17 protein-coding genes and 1 pseudogene are annotated in these 15,489 nt (G+C 48.2%); 11 read left to right on the top strand and 7 right to left on the bottom strand.

What is annotated here, in order from left to right; translation table 11 throughout:
• Positions 1-216 precede the first annotated feature (216 nt).
• Both NDI52_RS32895 and NDI52_RS32890 read right to left on the bottom strand, forming a co-directional pair.
• Positions 217-477 carry a hypothetical protein gene (locus NDI52_RS32895; protein ID WP_190773420.1) on the bottom strand — a complete coding sequence of 87 codons (261 nt, stop codon included), beginning with the start codon at positions 475-477 and terminating at the stop codon, positions 217-219.
• Positions 478-624: 147 nt separating this feature from the next.
• Positions 625-840, bottom strand: a pseudogene (locus NDI52_RS32890) (zinc ribbon domain-containing protein); the annotation flags it as partial.
• A 179-nt stretch (positions 841-1,019) separates the two neighbouring features.
• Here NDI52_RS32890 and NDI52_RS32885 point away from each other — a divergent pair.
• Positions 1,020-1,148, top strand: coding sequence for a hypothetical protein (locus tag NDI52_RS32885; protein ID WP_277874856.1), 129 nt, complete (start codon positions 1,020-1,022; stop codon positions 1,146-1,148).
• Positions 1,149-1,252: 104 nt separating this feature from the next.
• Here the strand turns inward: NDI52_RS32885 and NDI52_RS32880 are convergent, their stop codons facing one another.
• On the bottom strand, positions 1,253-1,774 hold the full coding sequence (locus NDI52_RS32880; protein WP_190773419.1) for a hypothetical protein: 522 nt from the start codon (positions 1,772-1,774) through the stop codon (positions 1,253-1,255).
• A gap of 118 nt (positions 1,775-1,892) precedes the next feature.
• Here NDI52_RS32880 and NDI52_RS32875 point away from each other — a divergent pair, with 118 nt between their 5' ends.
• From NDI52_RS32875 to NDI52_RS32840, 8 genes are all read left to right on the top strand, one after another.
• The gene (locus NDI52_RS32875; protein ID WP_190773418.1) at positions 1,893-2,126 is read left to right on the top strand and encodes a hypothetical protein; all 234 of its coding nucleotides are present in this window, start codon (positions 1,893-1,895) and stop codon (positions 2,124-2,126) included.
• A gap of 107 nt (positions 2,127-2,233) precedes the next feature.
• Entirely contained in the window at positions 2,234-3,100 is an 867-nt protein-coding gene (locus NDI52_RS32870) for a thermonuclease family protein (RefSeq protein WP_199330843.1), read from the top strand.
• Positions 3,101-3,848: 748 nt separating this feature from the next.
• Complete coding sequence (locus tag NDI52_RS32865; RefSeq protein WP_348257027.1) at positions 3,849-5,255, top strand: transglutaminase domain-containing protein; 1,407 nt, start codon at positions 3,849-3,851, stop codon at positions 5,253-5,255.
• A gap of 734 nt (positions 5,256-5,989) precedes the next feature.
• The gene (locus NDI52_RS32860; protein ID WP_190773416.1) at positions 5,990-6,289 is read left to right on the top strand and encodes a hypothetical protein; all 300 of its coding nucleotides are present in this window, start codon (positions 5,990-5,992) and stop codon (positions 6,287-6,289) included.
• A gap of 230 nt (positions 6,290-6,519) precedes the next feature.
• A complete protein-coding gene (locus NDI52_RS32855; protein WP_190773415.1) occupies positions 6,520-7,125 on the top strand; it encodes a cytochrome b/b6 domain-containing protein in 606 nt (201 codons plus the stop codon).
• A gap of 212 nt (positions 7,126-7,337) precedes the next feature.
• Positions 7,338-8,873 (top strand): HAMP domain-containing sensor histidine kinase, encoded by a 1,536-nt coding sequence (locus NDI52_RS32850; RefSeq protein ID WP_348257026.1) that lies wholly within the window; start codon positions 7,338-7,340, stop codon positions 8,871-8,873.
• On the top strand, positions 8,779-9,444 hold the full coding sequence (locus NDI52_RS32845) for a response regulator transcription factor (protein WP_348257025.1): 666 nt from the start codon (positions 8,779-8,781) through the stop codon (positions 9,442-9,444). The genes NDI52_RS32850 and NDI52_RS32845 overlap by 95 nt, the downstream gene beginning before the upstream one ends.
• Before the next feature lie 243 nt (positions 9,445-9,687).
• The gene (locus NDI52_RS32840) at positions 9,688-10,689 is read left to right on the top strand and encodes an SUMF1/EgtB/PvdO family nonheme iron enzyme (RefSeq protein WP_348257024.1); all 1,002 of its coding nucleotides are present in this window, start codon (positions 9,688-9,690) and stop codon (positions 10,687-10,689) included.
• 125 nt (positions 10,690-10,814) lie between these two features.
• Here the strand turns inward: NDI52_RS32840 and NDI52_RS32835 are convergent, their stop codons facing one another.
• Positions 10,815-10,952, bottom strand: coding sequence for a TetR/AcrR family transcriptional regulator C-terminal domain-containing protein (locus tag NDI52_RS32835; RefSeq protein WP_190774962.1), 138 nt, complete (start codon positions 10,950-10,952; stop codon positions 10,815-10,817).
• 107 nt (positions 10,953-11,059) lie between these two features.
• On the opposite strand from NDI52_RS32835, the gene NDI52_RS32830 reads away from it, so the two are divergent.
• Positions 11,060-11,296, top strand: coding sequence for a hypothetical protein (locus tag NDI52_RS32830; RefSeq protein WP_190774959.1), 237 nt, complete (start codon positions 11,060-11,062; stop codon positions 11,294-11,296).
• Positions 11,272-12,477, top strand: a complete 1,206-nt coding sequence (locus tag NDI52_RS32825) for a UPF0236 family protein (RefSeq protein WP_348257023.1) — start codon at positions 11,272-11,274, stop codon at positions 12,475-12,477. The genes NDI52_RS32830 and NDI52_RS32825 overlap by 25 nt, the downstream gene beginning before the upstream one ends.
• A 264-nt stretch (positions 12,478-12,741) precedes the next feature.
• Here the strand turns inward: NDI52_RS32825 and NDI52_RS32820 are convergent, their stop codons facing one another.
• The 3 genes from NDI52_RS32820 to NDI52_RS32810 form a co-directional block, all read right to left on the bottom strand.
• Entirely contained in the window at positions 12,742-13,320 is a 579-nt protein-coding gene (locus NDI52_RS32820; protein WP_348257022.1) for a hypothetical protein, read from the bottom strand.
• A gap of 103 nt (positions 13,321-13,423) precedes the next feature.
• On the bottom strand, positions 13,424-13,699 hold the full coding sequence (locus NDI52_RS32815; protein WP_190774955.1) for an HU family DNA-binding protein: 276 nt from the start codon (positions 13,697-13,699) through the stop codon (positions 13,424-13,426).
• A gap of 341 nt (positions 13,700-14,040) precedes the next feature.
• Positions 14,041-15,243, bottom strand: a complete 1,203-nt coding sequence (locus NDI52_RS32810) for a LanC-like protein (protein WP_348257021.1) — start codon at positions 15,241-15,243, stop codon at positions 14,041-14,043.
• Positions 15,244-15,489: the final 246 nt, after the last annotated feature.

Below are 15,489 nucleotides of genomic sequence, written 5' to 3'. Positions count from 1 at the left end.
AGGCTAGGCTACTGAGAGGAGGTCGGGTGATATTCATCTTTTTGGGGACTGTTTGATTTCAACCCCCATTAGACCTCTTTTTTGCTGGGCTGAGATAATCTCACTTTTCTACCGGCGATTGATGAACTATCAAAAGTTTTCTCGATTGCCGCAACGTTAAAGGCCCAGACTAACAGGCATTAAACAAATTTGAGTGGTCTTTGGGCTGCAACCCTTTCAACTGGTAGGCATTGATTCGAGAAGCTTGGCAAGAATTTGCAAAAACCAATTTCCAAACGTTGCGGAGAACATCCCACACAGAAACACAACTACAGCCGAACCAATGTAGTGAATGAGATGAACAGCTTCCGGTGTGAAGTACATGAAATAAGAGAGAGGAACCAGGATCAAGAAAGATCCCAGGAGCGAACCCAATAAGAATTGAGTTGCTCTACTCCGCCAGGTTGGAAGATTGGGGTCGTTATGTTCAGATTGCATAGTCTGTTCTACAACTCAAGCTGTGTCTATTCTAGAGTAAGAGCAGACAAAGCATCGTGCTTCGCTGGCTATCTACTGAGTGACATGCTCCCGAAGCTCACCCTAACGGGTAGAGCACGGGCTTCCCTTCCTCGCGGTTGTTTTTTCCTATTTCATCGGGGTTCCCATGCAACCTTCCTCCACAGGCAGTACCACCGACTGTCCATCGGCTACAAGTATAAGTCCTCGCTGCTCCACCACTTGAGCGGCGGCGACATCTCGGTCTGTGACATATCCACAGGCATCGCCATGATGCATCCGTTCACTGAGTTCCTTCTTCCCGGTATGCACTCCACACTGAGGACACGTTTGGCTTGTCCCCTTAGGGCTGATTGACTGACGAAACTCCTGAAACCCTTGCTGTACCGGAGGATGGGTAGCGTCAGCGTAACCCATCGAAACCGTTTCTGATGTTGTGTTTCGGTTTGCTCAACGCCAACCTATCCCATAACTTTTGTGAGTCAATCAGGGCCTTTACAGATTCAAGCAGGATTAAGGGGCTTTTGACTGAGAGAACCGTTACAGCACTCACAACAGGAACCTCAGCGATGGTCAATGGCATGACTGCTGCAACCAATGATGTGGGACTCGTGACACCTCCAAATGGACAACATTTGACGATCGCCGAATAAGCACAGATCTTTAGCCTGGAAGCAGGCCAAACAGCCAAAGCCGAAACATAGACGTTGTGGCTCTATTATCCGAAGTGCGCGATCGCCTCATTAGCTTAAGCAGGCTAGCTCCCTGTTTCAACTCCGTTGCTAGAAGAAGAATCGAACGGATTCAGTAATCCACAGTTATAAAACTGCATGTAGTTCTTACTAACGTTGTTAGAAACATTAGTTGACCGCAAATCACGCCGCATTGCCAAAAAAATAGTTGCTAACCCTTGCTCAATTTCTTCTCGTGCTTGCGGATTATCTTTGATTAACGTCAATACATCTCCTTTTGCTTCTGTCCACCAGCGGTCATAGCACTTCATGTACTCAAAGATCGCATCGAGCACCTCGTCAGAAGCAAATAGCCAGGCTTTTTCAATATCTGCCAGTACAGTCCGGCGTTCTGCCCAATCCTGCGTAATCATCAAACCAAACAATGCGCCATTGAGTTTTTCATAGAGTTCCTGGCGACGGCGAACGAGATCAACCTTGCGTTTTGTATTCTCCTGCCAAGTATACGTAATGACACCAATTGCCCCTGTAAGAGAGATGCCCAGAATCGAGCCAAGTAGTGGAATGAAGCCTGCCAAGGATTCCATTGGAATAATTGAGCGAGTTTACAGTTTAATACCACTGATACTGTAGGAAATTTTTCAATAAAAATGGCTTAACCTATAATTCATGCTGTGTTCGGTAAGGCGGCAGTAGTACGGCAGTATGAGTGGTCGTTTCATCGGCTTCAATCTCCTTGATACAGCAGTTCGTACAAAAGAGCTAAGTCCGGCGATCGCTCTTGTCCATTTGGGATTAAAGAATTGGAATGAACAAAAATCACATCCAATGTGCTGGAGTGATTCAATGTCACCCCAGCACATGCTAGCCTTGTCATCCCCCAAAACCTATACCAAATGCCTTTATCTAGCAATAGGGCGATCGCTCCTCACACCATAAGCAACAGCCGCATTCATGCACGGAGTGAAATCGGTGAAATGTTTTTCCGGTGCAGACAGCTTGGTGACTGGGAACCCTAAAGCAAACCATTCAAAACCTGCGTTTTTATGAAAAAGCGAGCTGTTTCTCTCATCACAGGGGTTCTATTACTGACTGCACTAGGGATTAATAAGGGACAAGCCAGCAATCTTGGCAATACCACCACTCCCCCAGTTGCTTCCACAGTATCCCTTCCGACCAGTCAGGAACAAACTATTGCTCAACGCCCTTTATCCCCCGGCGATCGCTCCTCTGGCACTGTTGTCTCGGTTGGTGATGGCGACACCCTTACCTTAAACTTCAACGGCCAAAATGCCACAACCCGACTGGCGTGTATCGATACTGCCGAAAGCGATGCTCCCATGGGGCAAGAAGCAGCAAATCGGCTTCGCCAGATCCTGTCTAGAGGCACGACAGTCACAGCTCGTTACGTGGATACCGACCGCTATAACCGCCTGGTCGCAGAAGTCTACCTGGGCGATCGCTCCGTCAACCTCCAGATGGTGCGTGAGGGATATGCCGTCGTCTATGACCAATACTTAAGCGGCTGTGCCGATACAGAGCAAGCCTTTCTTGCCGCCGAAGCCGAAGCTCAACAAAACCAGCGTGCCTTTTGGAGCCAAAGTAACCCGGTCATGCCCTGGGATTGGCGGCGTGGAGTCAGACAAGCGCCAAGAACAACGGGTTCTCCTTCTCCCACACAGACACCTGTGGCTATTCCGTCTCAAGTTACGCCATCACCTCGACCCACAGCACCCACAGCCACAACCCCTGCTAATACCTCAAACTGCGACCCCTCCTATCCTGGCATCTGCATCCCACGTAACTCTCCTGACCTCGATTGCGGAGATATTCCCTATCGTCGCTTTACTGTTAGACAACCCGACCCTCATCGCTTTGATGGCGATCGGGACGGCATCGGCTGTGAAAGTTGAAGGGAATGGCCTAACCTCAAAGAAATCACCATTCTTCACCTGGCCTATGAAAAAAACCGCTCTGAAGATCAGAGCGGGTTAGCGTATGGAGAATCAAACCATGAATTCTTATCGCCTCGACCCAAGACTTTAGTTGATCCTTGCGTGTCGAAAAACTTTCGTCTGGGGAAACTATGCTTATATTCGCATTCCCTAATCTTTGCCTATACCGAAGGTTCACTCGAATCTATCGCTGTGGCCGATGGGTTGAATCCGTATCGTCTCGGTTGAGCGATCGTAGCCACAAGCCGAATCCCTGGTTTCGGTGGGGACAACAAAAAGATAGAGGCGAGACATCCGGTAGGCATTTTGTAACATATATGACTGTGCTCATTTCTATTAGGGTGTGAACTCCAGAAGCCAAAACAGTAAGGACGGGGTTGATGGTTGAGGTAGTGGCGATCGCCTTTGATCACTCGAACAATTAAAACCAGAAGCCCCATCTCCTATGCGAATTCTGGGAAAAAGCCGAAGATGGAAAACCTAAACTTCCCAGAACTAAAGGACACCCATGGATTTCCATGCCCAGTCAATTCAGCTATATAGAAGAAACTACTGATTAGATCTAGAGGTGGACGATCGCTCATCTTCAACTGACAGCCGACCACGGCAACGCAAGAAAATACTATATCTGACGAAAAAGTGGGCATTCTAAAAGGGGTATCACCTTCGGTTCTGTTTCCCCTGATTCCTTCGGTCTGCGATCGCCATGCGCTTTCTTCTGCTCCATTTACCGATAGCGTTACTTCGATTTAGCTTCTACTTCTTTGTCTTCTCAACACCCATTCTCGGTGTCTGGCTGGCATCCTCGCTGGTAGCTTATGCGAATGGACCTGTCTGGTTAGTCCTCTTTTCAGGGATTTTGCTCTTTCCCCTCATCCCCATCATTTGGGATCTGTGGGGACGGAGAAAACAGAAAACGCCTGGAGTTTTGACCTGGGGCGATCGCATCACGTTACGAACTCTTCTGCTGAACTTGGTCTTTATTACCTGCCTGTTGGCCCTTCGCCCTCAAACGTCGTTCTTAGCCCTTGCAACCCGTGGCGACTGGATGCTAGATGGTCGCCAGGGGGCAGGAGTTGAAATGACGCGAAAGGGCTTGTTCTATTTGGCCAATCAATTGGAGTGGTTGTATCTCTCCTTCCACCACAACCCCTTCCAGCAATACGCCGACTCCAGCAGCATTCAAGTGCAGCCTACACCTAATTCAACCTCAATTCCCACACCGAAGCCTTCACAGGCAGCCAGGGAGTGGCCCTGGGAAAGGGTGAGCCTGCATCCGGCGATCGCCACGATGCCTGCCAGTGTAGAAACGAGTATTGAATCAGTTGCTCAGTACATCGTTCAGCAGGAAAAAGATCCCTTTCAACGGGTTAAAGCCCTGCATGATTATGTGGCCGATCGCATTGCCTATGATGCCCCATCCTATTTTGCTGGGCAATACCCACCTCAAGATGCAGAAACAGTTTTCCAACGACGAACAGCGGTATGTGCAGGCTACGCAAAACTGCTGGAAGCACTTGGCAAAGCTGCAGGGGAAGAAATTCTCTATGTAGTCGGAGATTCACGCAGCCAAACCAGTGATCTGAATGGACAAAGCCATGCCTGGAATGCAGCAAAGATTAATGGCGTTTGGTATTTGATTGATGCAACCTGGAATAGTGGCTATGTGGATAGTTCAGGCTTTACCAAGCAGTACAAGACCAGTTACCTGTTTCCGCCACCTCATGCCATGGTCATCAGCCACTTTCCAGATGATCCGTCTTGGCAATTACTACCAAGGCCCCTCAGCCGTGGCGAGTTTCTAAGGCAACCCATGCTCCGACCCCAGTTTTTCGCGGATGGGCTAAAGCTGGTATTTCCGACGCGATCGCAAACAGATGTACAGGGAAATGCTCTTCTGCAAATTGAAAATCCCCGCCAGAAATGGCTAATGGCAAGCTATCGGGCTAAAGCAGATGCCCAGGCTCAAAATTGTCTGGCACAACCCATCCAGGGCAGTCAAATTTCCTGTTCTTTCCCAGAAACAGGAACCTACGAAGTCAGCCTGTTTAGTGGGGGTGAGCAAGCTGGGCGTTATGACTATGTGGGGCAAGTGGAATTTAATCGAAGCTAAATGCAGCAGGGAACGACAGAACCCATATGCAATAATCAGATCAGCTTGGAGTAGAGGTTGGCAGAGGCAATTGAGGAAACCGAGCGGGTTGCTCTCTTTATCAGTCGCCCTCTCGCCGGTCTCCGGACATGATCGGGTCGCTTTGTGCCCAGAACCTTCGTTGTGTGGTTCTCGCTTCTTGTTCAACCTGAAGGGTATTTCTCCTGGGTTGCAGCGCAGCCGTTTAGATACTGCCAATCAACTACTGCCATTCCTTCCTGAACTAATAGGAGATTGACTGATTTCCCAAGTCAATCTCTGCCATTTTCCGTCTATAGCGATCAGTATCGATGCTTCGCATTTGCACAGCTTTGTCCATGAGGCAAGAGTTGACTCAACCGGCTGGTAGCTTGCTGTCCTACAGGCTGGTCGCTTTCTGGTGAATCGATGCAACCTAATCTGACTGTGACAGTTCTACCCTTACCCAAGTAGTCGATCGATCCCGATGAATGGGTAAGAATCCTCTCATCTTTGTCTTACAAACAATTTAAGCGTGCCTGGAAAACTTTAAGACAGGAGGGTAAGAGAACGGTTGAACCAACGCTCTTATCCAATTCATAAATCATATCTACGAAGTCAGGAGGTATTTCATAGTCAAAACGTCAACGACCTTACATCAAAGCGCAGCTTGAACTGCTGTATCGGTCTTTTCTCTTTCATTCAGTACAACTCATCCATTTTAGGAGGAACATTCTATGAAACGCTTGATCATAGCTACTTTGTCTACGCTTGCTTTGTCCATGCTGCTTGCGCCTGCTGCTCAGGCTGAGACGACCCCGAATGAACTGGTTAACCTGGCAAACACAGGCTATTTGAAGGACCAAGGCATTCCCAGCCACGACGCGCTAGCTCATGCGATCCGATTTGGGCAAGTGAACGCCGAGGATCTAGTCGAAGCTGGAGTTGCAGACGATCGCCTCTCTCCTGAAATACTAGACGATGCCAGTTACTTATCACAGGTGGAATCAAGATTACGTAACTTGATTGCAGACTGATACTCCATAGCTGCTAGAACCCTCTAGCCTGATTCACTTCGCAATACTGTCTGGAAGCCTTCTTCAGGCAGTATTGCGACGCTTCAAAATCCGAAGCGATCGCCCCTGACGCAAACGTCCTTTTGTCAAAACATAAGAAGATTCTTATCCACGGCTTACCTCAAATTTATTCAGCCTGTGGATATTGAGTGAGAATACCCAAAACCATTCGAGTGCATAGGAGGTATCCGATGAGTTCCCAAGTTGTTTCAAAGATAAATGCTAAAGCTCCCAAGCCCCAATCTCGTCTGAATTCTGCTTTTAAGCAGCTATGGTCAATTCACTGGTGGATGGCAGCCTGTTATCTGGTCTTATTTGCTGGTGGATTTAGCATGGTGCGGATGCCGGAAAATGCATTGCAGGAAAATGCTTACACTCTGCATAAATCCTTTGGTGCACTAACAATGGGGCTATTGACCCTGCGAATTTTCATGCTGCAACAGGTGTGGTGGCGCAAGTACACTCGTCGCTTACCCAAACCCACAGGGGAATGGATACGAACCGTGTTGCTCCATGCTGCAATTTATGGATTCATGCTGGCAGTGCCGATAAGCGGTTTTTTCTTATCCAATTCCTATCAGAGCGGCAATGTGCCATTCTTCTGGATAGCGACGCTCTCTGATATCTTTCCAGAGAATGCGGCAGTAGTGGGGTTGGCACGCAGCTTACATTTCTGGATTGCTTACATGTTCCTGGGATTCATTATGCTACACGCCATCGACCAACGAAAATATGTACGATCACTCTGGCGACGGGCAACCCAGTCCCTTAAAAAAGTATCGTCCAAGCCTTCTTAAGATCGGAGTGAGAGAATCATGCTATCTCCTAGTTCTACTCATTCGGTGCAGCAGTACGTTAGCTATCTACATCAGCAAATGACTGATCCCCGTATAGCCTCCTCCATACGATGGAGCAATACGGCTGGGACAGAGGTTTCCTCAGTACAGCTTCAAGCAGTTCAATCTCTCAGGTTAGAAGTTACTCTTTCGCGTCAATTTGGGAGGCTGTGATGGCGGTTCGATCCATATTTAAACCCTGGCGGCAGTGGTTAAACGGCACTCGTCCCCGGATCTTAGTCTGGTACTTTCTGCTCACTGCTTTCTCCAGCGTGGCTTCTATTCTGGTCACTTATCACATTCTCTATGAACGGATTCGTGATCAGTCTCAAGAGTATATTTCACGCCAGATTCAAGCATTTCAACAGAGCGTACAGCAACTACCAACAAAGGACGCTCTACTGCCTGAGCAACACTCAAAAGCTCTTTTTGATCGCTTCTTTGCGGGTTATCAACCGGTTGATCAAGATGACTATGCGATCGCCCTCACACAGGGGCAGATATACCGCTACACAGAGTCGTTTCCACAGGAATTACTGTCTCAAGAAACAGCGCTCATTCAGGCCTGGGCGAACTTAAGCCGCAGGACAACGGGCAGCGTTCACACGGCCATTGGCGAACTGTTTTATATCGCAGAACCTATTGTGGTGAATGGTCAAATCCAAGGGGTTTTAGTGATGGTGCATTGTGCGGATAGCGTCTATCAAGTAGTCGATAGTGCGCTTCTGCTCATCATTCCTGCAACCCTTGGTGTGATGGGAATTGCAGCAGCGATCGCCTGGGTTACGGCAGGGCGAGTTCTGTCGCCCTTACGAACCTTGACGCAAACAGCTCAATCGATCACCGAGGTGGACATGGCGCAGCGGATGAACGTGGAGGGAACAGACGAGATTGCACAACTCGCCACGACCTTCAACGCGATGCTCGATCGCCTTCAGGTTGCCTTTGAGAGCCAGCAGGAGTTTCTCAAAGATGCAGGACATGAACTGCGAACGCCGATTACCGTAGTTCGAGGTTACTTAGAAACCCTGCAATTTCAGCCAGAACGTCAGGAACAAAAGATTGCGCTGGCAATTGATGAACTCGATCGCATGAATCGGTTGGTGAATGATCTATTACTCTTAGCCAAAGCCGAATGCCCCGATTTTCTGAATCTAAAACTGGAGGAATTGGACTGGTTAACTGAAGAACTCTATCTAAAGGTGCGCTCAATGGCAGATCGGCACTGGCGGTTAGAATCGAAAGGGTTAAGTCCCGTTCGAGTAGATCGTCAGCGTCTAACTCAGGCCGTGATGAATCTGGTGCAAAATGCAATTCGTCACACCCAGGCAGGAGACACCATTACGTTGGGTTCCTCAGTGCGCAAAAACCAGGCTCACATCTGGGTGAGCGATACTGGGGAGGGCATTTCCCAAAAGGATCAAACGCGAATTTTTGAGCGCTTTACCCGTGCAACCACTCGCCAGTCTCAAGGCGAAAACCATGGACTGGGCTTGTCCATTGTAGAGGCAATTGCCCAGGCACATGGTGGCTGGGTAGAACTAGCTAGCGTACCGGGACAGGGTGCAACCTTTACCATTGTGATACCGCTTGAAGCGACTCCTGGAGTCATCCATGCAGCGAATTTTGATCATCGAAGACAATCCCCGCATCATCGACTTTCTGGAGTCTGGACTTCAGGGGCACGGCTACACGACCATCAGCGCTAACACTGGACGAGAGGCATTGCAAGTGCTGGATGCAGCCGAAGTTGACCTGGCAATTCTGGATTTAGGCTTACCCGATCAAGATGGATTGACAGTGCTTAAAGCAATCCGTGGTCAGGGATATGTGCTTCCGATCATTATCCTGACTGCCCGCGATGGAACTCTCAATACAGTTGCAGGGCTAGAAGGCGGGGCTGACGACTATATCACCAAGCCTTTCAGCTTTGAAGAATTACTGGCTCGAATTCGAGTCCAACTCCGCAATCCGCAGCCCCGCACTCAGGCCAATACAACATTGCAGGTTGGCAATGTCATCCTGGATTTGTTAACGCATCAGGTGCGGGTGGGCGATCGCCTGATTGAGCTTTCAGCCCGTGAGTTTCTGCTGGCAGAGTTCTTCCTGCGTCATCCCATGCAGGTACTCACGCGAGAACAAATTCTCGATCGCATCTGGGGCTATGACTACGATCCGGGCACAAATGTGGTCAATGTCTATGTGGGATATTTACGGAAAAAATTTGGTGATGATTGGATTGAAACTGTCCGAGGTATAGGGTATCGACTACGGCCATAATCAGTAGGCTTAATCGGAAATTAGACGAAAAAGTGGCTTAAAGCCTTATCTCATGAGCTTTTCCAGCTTTTTGAGGCAAAAATGACTGAAAGCTTTACCAGGAAAGCCTTTTGAGCTTTTTGCTTCCCTATTACTGATAAAGTCTAGTTTTGCCAATGTTCATCAAAACTCTCACGCGTTCTACCGCCTAAAGTAAAACAACGTCTTCCAATCAAAAATCATCAATATCTATCAGACACAGCTATGAACATTACTATTCGTGGGTTGCAACTGTTTCGTCAGTCTCACCGTCATTTTTCACTCATTACATTACCCACACTCACAGCATCTTTGATTATAAGCTGTGCGTCTGTTCAAACTCGCTCCACAGTATCTTCTTCACCGATTGCTTCACCGTCTCAAGAAGCAACTACTGCGGTATCAACGCCTGCTTTAAATCAATCAATGGTCCTCATTCCCGCTAGTAATTATACGATTGGTTCTGATGCTTCAGCCGATAGCCGTCCAGTCCATCAAGTTTCCCTGCGGGCCTTTCGGATCGATCGCTATGAAGTGACAAATGCTCAATACGCTGAGTTTCTTAACTCACTCGGACTTCAGCCACTGCAAGATGCCGCAGCAGGAGAGGTGCGCGATCGCAACTTGCCGCAATCAGCAGTTTCCCAACTAATTGAAGGGGTTGAGGGTCGTCAACAGCAACCGTTGATTGCATTGGATGATGAACACACCCGCATTGGTATTTACAACGGAAAGTTTGTTGCTCAATCGGGCTACGAAAACCATCCGGTTACAGAAACTACCTGGCGAGGCGCAAGCGAGTTCTGTCGGTGGCGTAACACCAGGTTGCCAACGGAAGTAGAATGGGAAGCGGCAGCACGGGGAGTCGAGGGACGCATTTACCCCTGGGGAAATGAACCGCCGACTACTAATCAGGTAGTTTACGGTCGCGCCTCTGGTGAAACGTCTCCTGTAGGCACTCACGATGCGGGTGCGACCCCGGATGGCATTCACGACATGGCAGGCAATGTGGCTGAGTGGACAAGCAGCCTCTATCGACCCTACCCTTACAATCCAGATGACGGACGCGAACAGTTGGATAACAGGGGTGAACGGGTCACTCGCGGTGGCGATCATGTCTTTGATTCTTCCCCTAACAAACTCACCACTCACTTCCGCACTGGATTTTCTCGCGCACCCGATCGCGGTCATCGTCATATTGGTTTCCGCTGCGCTGAGTCAATTTGAACCAGGGCAGTATCGGAGCATTGTAAACAGCGACCCACAGTTTGGATATTGATTTGTTGATGGTTATAGGGTCCTAGTAAGGAGAGCTTGACTAGATTAATTTGATGTTTACTGTAGAACACAACTTATGATTTTTCCCGCTTGTTTTTATAGCGAGCTAAGAATGTTTGAACAGCTTCTGACACAACCTGTTCAACCTCCTTTTCTGAGATCTCTAAATTCATAACCAGGAAGCGAGGCCAAAAAACCACATCGTTGATCATTCCCAAAAATTGCCACCTGTAAATTTTCCGGTGATGAGATAATTAAGATCGGCTACGTTCTATAGAATTAAGTGAGAGAGGTCAACTGAGTAGCAGGACAGGACAGGATGGTCAGGATCAAAGTCGTGATTGAGGATGAGCAAGGCAACATTCTGCGCCAGAGCGAGGCTCAACCCTTGAACTTAGGGCAGCAGACGTTACATGAGATTGAGGGAGTGGTGGAGTCCTGGCGGCAGCAGGTCTTGCCGGAAATCGAAGCCGAATTGTTGCACCAAGCCCAACAGAAGTTTACCCAGGATAAAAAAACGCAGGAGAGCTCGTGTGCGATGGAACCCGAGAGGTAACCATCAAGACCATTCATGGCTCGTTTAAGTTTACGCTACAGCGATACCGAACGAGTGAGGGAAGTCACAGTTTCTTCGAGTTAACAGACCAATTGAGTGGCGGGTACATCAGTTTGCGGTTGCAAGAAGTGAGTAGTTACTATAGCAATCGTATGAGTTATGAAGAAGTAGAGAAACTGATTGAGCGATTGAGTGGAAGGCGACTGCTCAGTAACCAGAAGATTTATGAGATAGTCCAATCAAAAGCTCAAGATGTGAGTCAGATGTGGAAAGGAGAAGTTGAAGCATCTGAGTTACTTCAGATGGAAGCATTGATTGCGGTCAAGACCGATATAGACCTATATGCCGAACAAGCAGAAGAGATTCTTTTGTTTGAAGATGGGATACAAGTTAAAGCTCAGAGTGCTCAACGACAGTCTCAAAAAAGAGCGAGTGTTGAACCGGCTCAAACCACTTCTACAACGGATTCTTCGGTTGTTCTCAGCGATGTCATTTTGCTGCAAACGGGCACGGGACAATTTACCTACCTGATTGCCCCAATCAATGCAATCGGTCAACCCTTAGTCTCGTTAGAGGCACGGGTCAGGATGCAGATTCAGCACACTTATGGAAACTGCTCTGAGGCGTTACCGATTGTTGTGATTTCCGACGGAGCCCGTGTGATCCGTCAGCGGGTTTCTCGATTGTTCTCGCCAGGAGTCGTGACCATTCTCGATTGGTATCACCTGTGTGAGAAATTGCGGCAGTTGATGTCGATGGTCAGCCTCAACCGAGACCAGAAACGGGTTCATCTCAAACGGATGTTGAGCGACCTCTGGCATGGGCAGGTGGAATCGGTGCTGGATTATCTAAAGACCCAAGTCACCTCCAAAAATCCAGAGAAATTCCAGGAGTTAGTGGGGTATTTAGAAAAGCATCGTCACGAGATCATCGATTATGACCGTCGCCACAAGCTTGGCAAAACCGTTGGCAGTGGTCGCATGGAGAAAGCCGTTAATCAAGTGTTTGGGCATCGTCAGAAGCACAAAGGCATGAGTTGGCGACCGCAAGGAAGTCGAGCGTTAGCTATCCTCAAGGTAATGGAACTCAACGGCGAGTGGCAGCAAACTTGGTTCCAAACGTATTGCATCTTGCTCATTCAGTTGATAGCCATATCCCCATACCGTTTCGCGATCGCGTGAACCTCGTCTTGGCTCGTTGGCGATCCCAACAAAGCGCGCTTTACAAGACAAACAGCATTGCAGTAGTAGCAGTGTTGCATCCGCCCCATCACCAGCAGGCAGACGCAAACTGATGATAACCGTAGTCGTTCCAGCGCGACAGTAGCGACAGATTTGCCATTTACTTGTGCTGGATTGAGTCCGCTTCGGCATATTGTGACGTTAGGTGCAGACATTAGTGTTGTGATGGAACGAAGTTGGGATTTAACGAGTAATTTAATACGGTTAATCACTTGATCTATGGTTTTCTAACCACTCCAAGAAGGAGTTTGCTCTTTGATAGCAACCCTCTGCCCCATCTAGCCAGGGGTGGCTATCATGTCCATCCAACACCGCTCCAAATTTTGAGTGGGCGCGATCGCAGCACAGCAAATACTCGTGCTTGTCTGACCACTCACCAATACTAAGCCAAAAGCCTGATTCACAAATCGGTTCGCCCTCCTCTGCACCCAGTACAAACACCTGAAAATTGGCGATCGTTTGCCTCGCCACGGTTTTAGCGTCAAATAAGCACCACTGAAGGCTCCGCAAGCTCTTCCAACCACCACCGACGACCTGCATGAACATGGCGTAATCTTGGGGAATTTGGAATCGCTTCTCCACCTCAGATGCGCCATAGTACCCCATGAATACGTTTTGTACCGATGAGAGACAAGTCATCCACACTGCTTCTAAATCAGTAGACTCAACCGCCGCAACAGTACGAATGAGCGGAGCCTCGTGAGCGGAGAATTGCTCAACAACTCTACTCCAGTTTTGCAGTAGTTGTTCTAACAGTTCTATCTCCATGTCGTTCAAAGCCATCGTGCAAGCCTGAACTTGAAGAAGCGATCGCTCATTCAGAAGCAGCCATCCTAGCCAAGCTGTGGAAAGCTGAAAGCACTGGAAGAGCGATCGCTTTTCTCAGTTAAGGAGCCACTTTCTCCTTAAACATTTTTCCGGCAGAAAAAGCAGGCACTTTGGTTGCGGGAATAGCCATCGCTTCCCCAGTTTTAGGGTTACGACCTTCACGAGCCTGCCGCTCCCGTGGTTCAAAAGTTCCAAACCCAACCAGCGTTACCTTTTCTCCTTGCGAAACCGATTCCATGATGGTTTCGATCGCTGCCGATAGGATACCGTCCGCCACCTTCTTGGTAACGTTTGCCTTCTCGGCTATCTGGTCCACTAATTCACCTTTATTCATGAGAGAGCCTCAATGATTCCTCCTAATTTGCAGGCCATTATAGCGACTCAATTTCTTTTGGAAGCATTTCTCTAATTCCCCTCCAGCAGTTCACCCAGAAGACAAGCCAAAGTCTAGTCTCACCAGGATGGATGCAAATGCTGTTATCTCTATCTAAAATGGGTGAAACCCGGAGCGATCGCTCCCGCCTCTTTCTATGACCTCGTCCGGCTCAGGGCATATTGTTAGCCTGTAACGGCGCATGCTTTGAAAATTCATAAATACGGTGCGTTCCCATAAATTTATTGGTGGAGGACTAGAAGCTAGATTGGGAAACGCATCCTATAAGATCGGCGATCGCACTAGAAAATGTCGATTGTGGGAAACTGCGATTGTGCTTGCAGGCAGTCCCATAGATATATTGCTAGACCAAGGTCTCCTGTCCAGAGCGGGTAGCGTAACTGTTTATAGAGTTGTTGCGATAGGCGGTACTGCTCGATTGCATGCATTGCAAAGACTCTAGCGCGATCGAGCCATATCTGGTTTCCAGTTCGCGTAAACAGCTTGAGAAATGCATAGCTATTGCCCCCTGTGCCATGACACAGATTTGATCCCTTCTTTAATGGACCCGCTTGCCAAGTCAGCTCTCCACCCTGCTCTAAAATGCGATCAAATTGCTCATTGCTTCCTCTTGGTAGTGTTGCCAAAACCGTCACCATTCCGGGGGCTCCATGACAGTACTGTACTAAGTTTGGAGTTTGACGAGGATGTGCTTTGTCATAAACAGCTGGCCAGTTTGCTTTTTCATTTTCTGTCACTGCGGTTTGAACCACAGTCATCATTGCTTTGGTTGAGATATCTTGAAATTCCTTATCGGTTAACAAGGACTGTCCAACAATCAATGGCGTTAAGTTGCTTGCAAAGCCATGTACAGGTCCCAACCACTGCTGTTGACTGCCGTACAGGTCAATTGTCCACAAATATACAACTTCGCCAACAGGTTGCCACTCTTGTAGTAGTAAGCTTGCTTGCAATTTGAAAACCTCTTGCCATCTTGATTCTTGCGTCCACTGATACATGAAGTAAGCCGCTAGCATCGAACCCGCCATGCCCCACATCAACTCTCGAATGGGCTGGGAGCCGTTTTTATGAATCGAGTGCAAAATTTGGTTAGCTTTGTCTTCTGAGGGAGATAACTTATATTGCAGCAGCAGCAGTGGTAGTTCTCCAAATAAATAAGACGACTGCTCTGGATAGGGACTGACTTTAGGATAGCGCTGTCGATTTCGTTCTAACGTCTCATCGAGATGAGTAGTTACATCAATGGTTGAGTCAATTGCTCCAACGGTTTGTAGGTAATGGGTTGCCCATAGCACGCCAGCTTTACCAAAATATAGGTCGCTGCCAAATGCTTGATCGTCCATTGGGTGTCCAGTCAACAGCGGCACAGTTTGCAGCTGAGTAATGGTTTCATAGACGATCGCACAAATTGCTTCTTGAACCACGTTAGGATTCCAATCAAGTTGTAAGAGTGGATAGTGTCTGGCTGGATCAAACAGTGTCATCTTTCTTGTGAGTTGTTTGCGGGTTGTTTGGGCGTTTTTATCAGTCACCATTTGGAACTAAATTTTACACCTGGAAAATCAATGAGTTTTTTCTAATGCCCTCCAGCTATTCCTAACTAAATAGCCTTGCAGTCTAATTAAACTCAGCGAGGCTGTCACCAGCCCCGCTGGTCTTCAAAACCGGACGTGAATTGTTTCAATTCATCCGGCTCCTCAACAGTTTGGTCGTTGTCATCGATACCTTAT

Origin of the sequence: Leptolyngbya sp. PL-A3 (genome assembly GCF_039962325.1) — a bacterium.
In the GTDB taxonomy this organism is placed as follows: Bacteria; Cyanobacteriota; Cyanobacteriia; order Elainellales; family Elainellaceae; genus Vacuolonema.
This window is presented reverse-complemented; position numbering and strand designations above follow the sequence as displayed.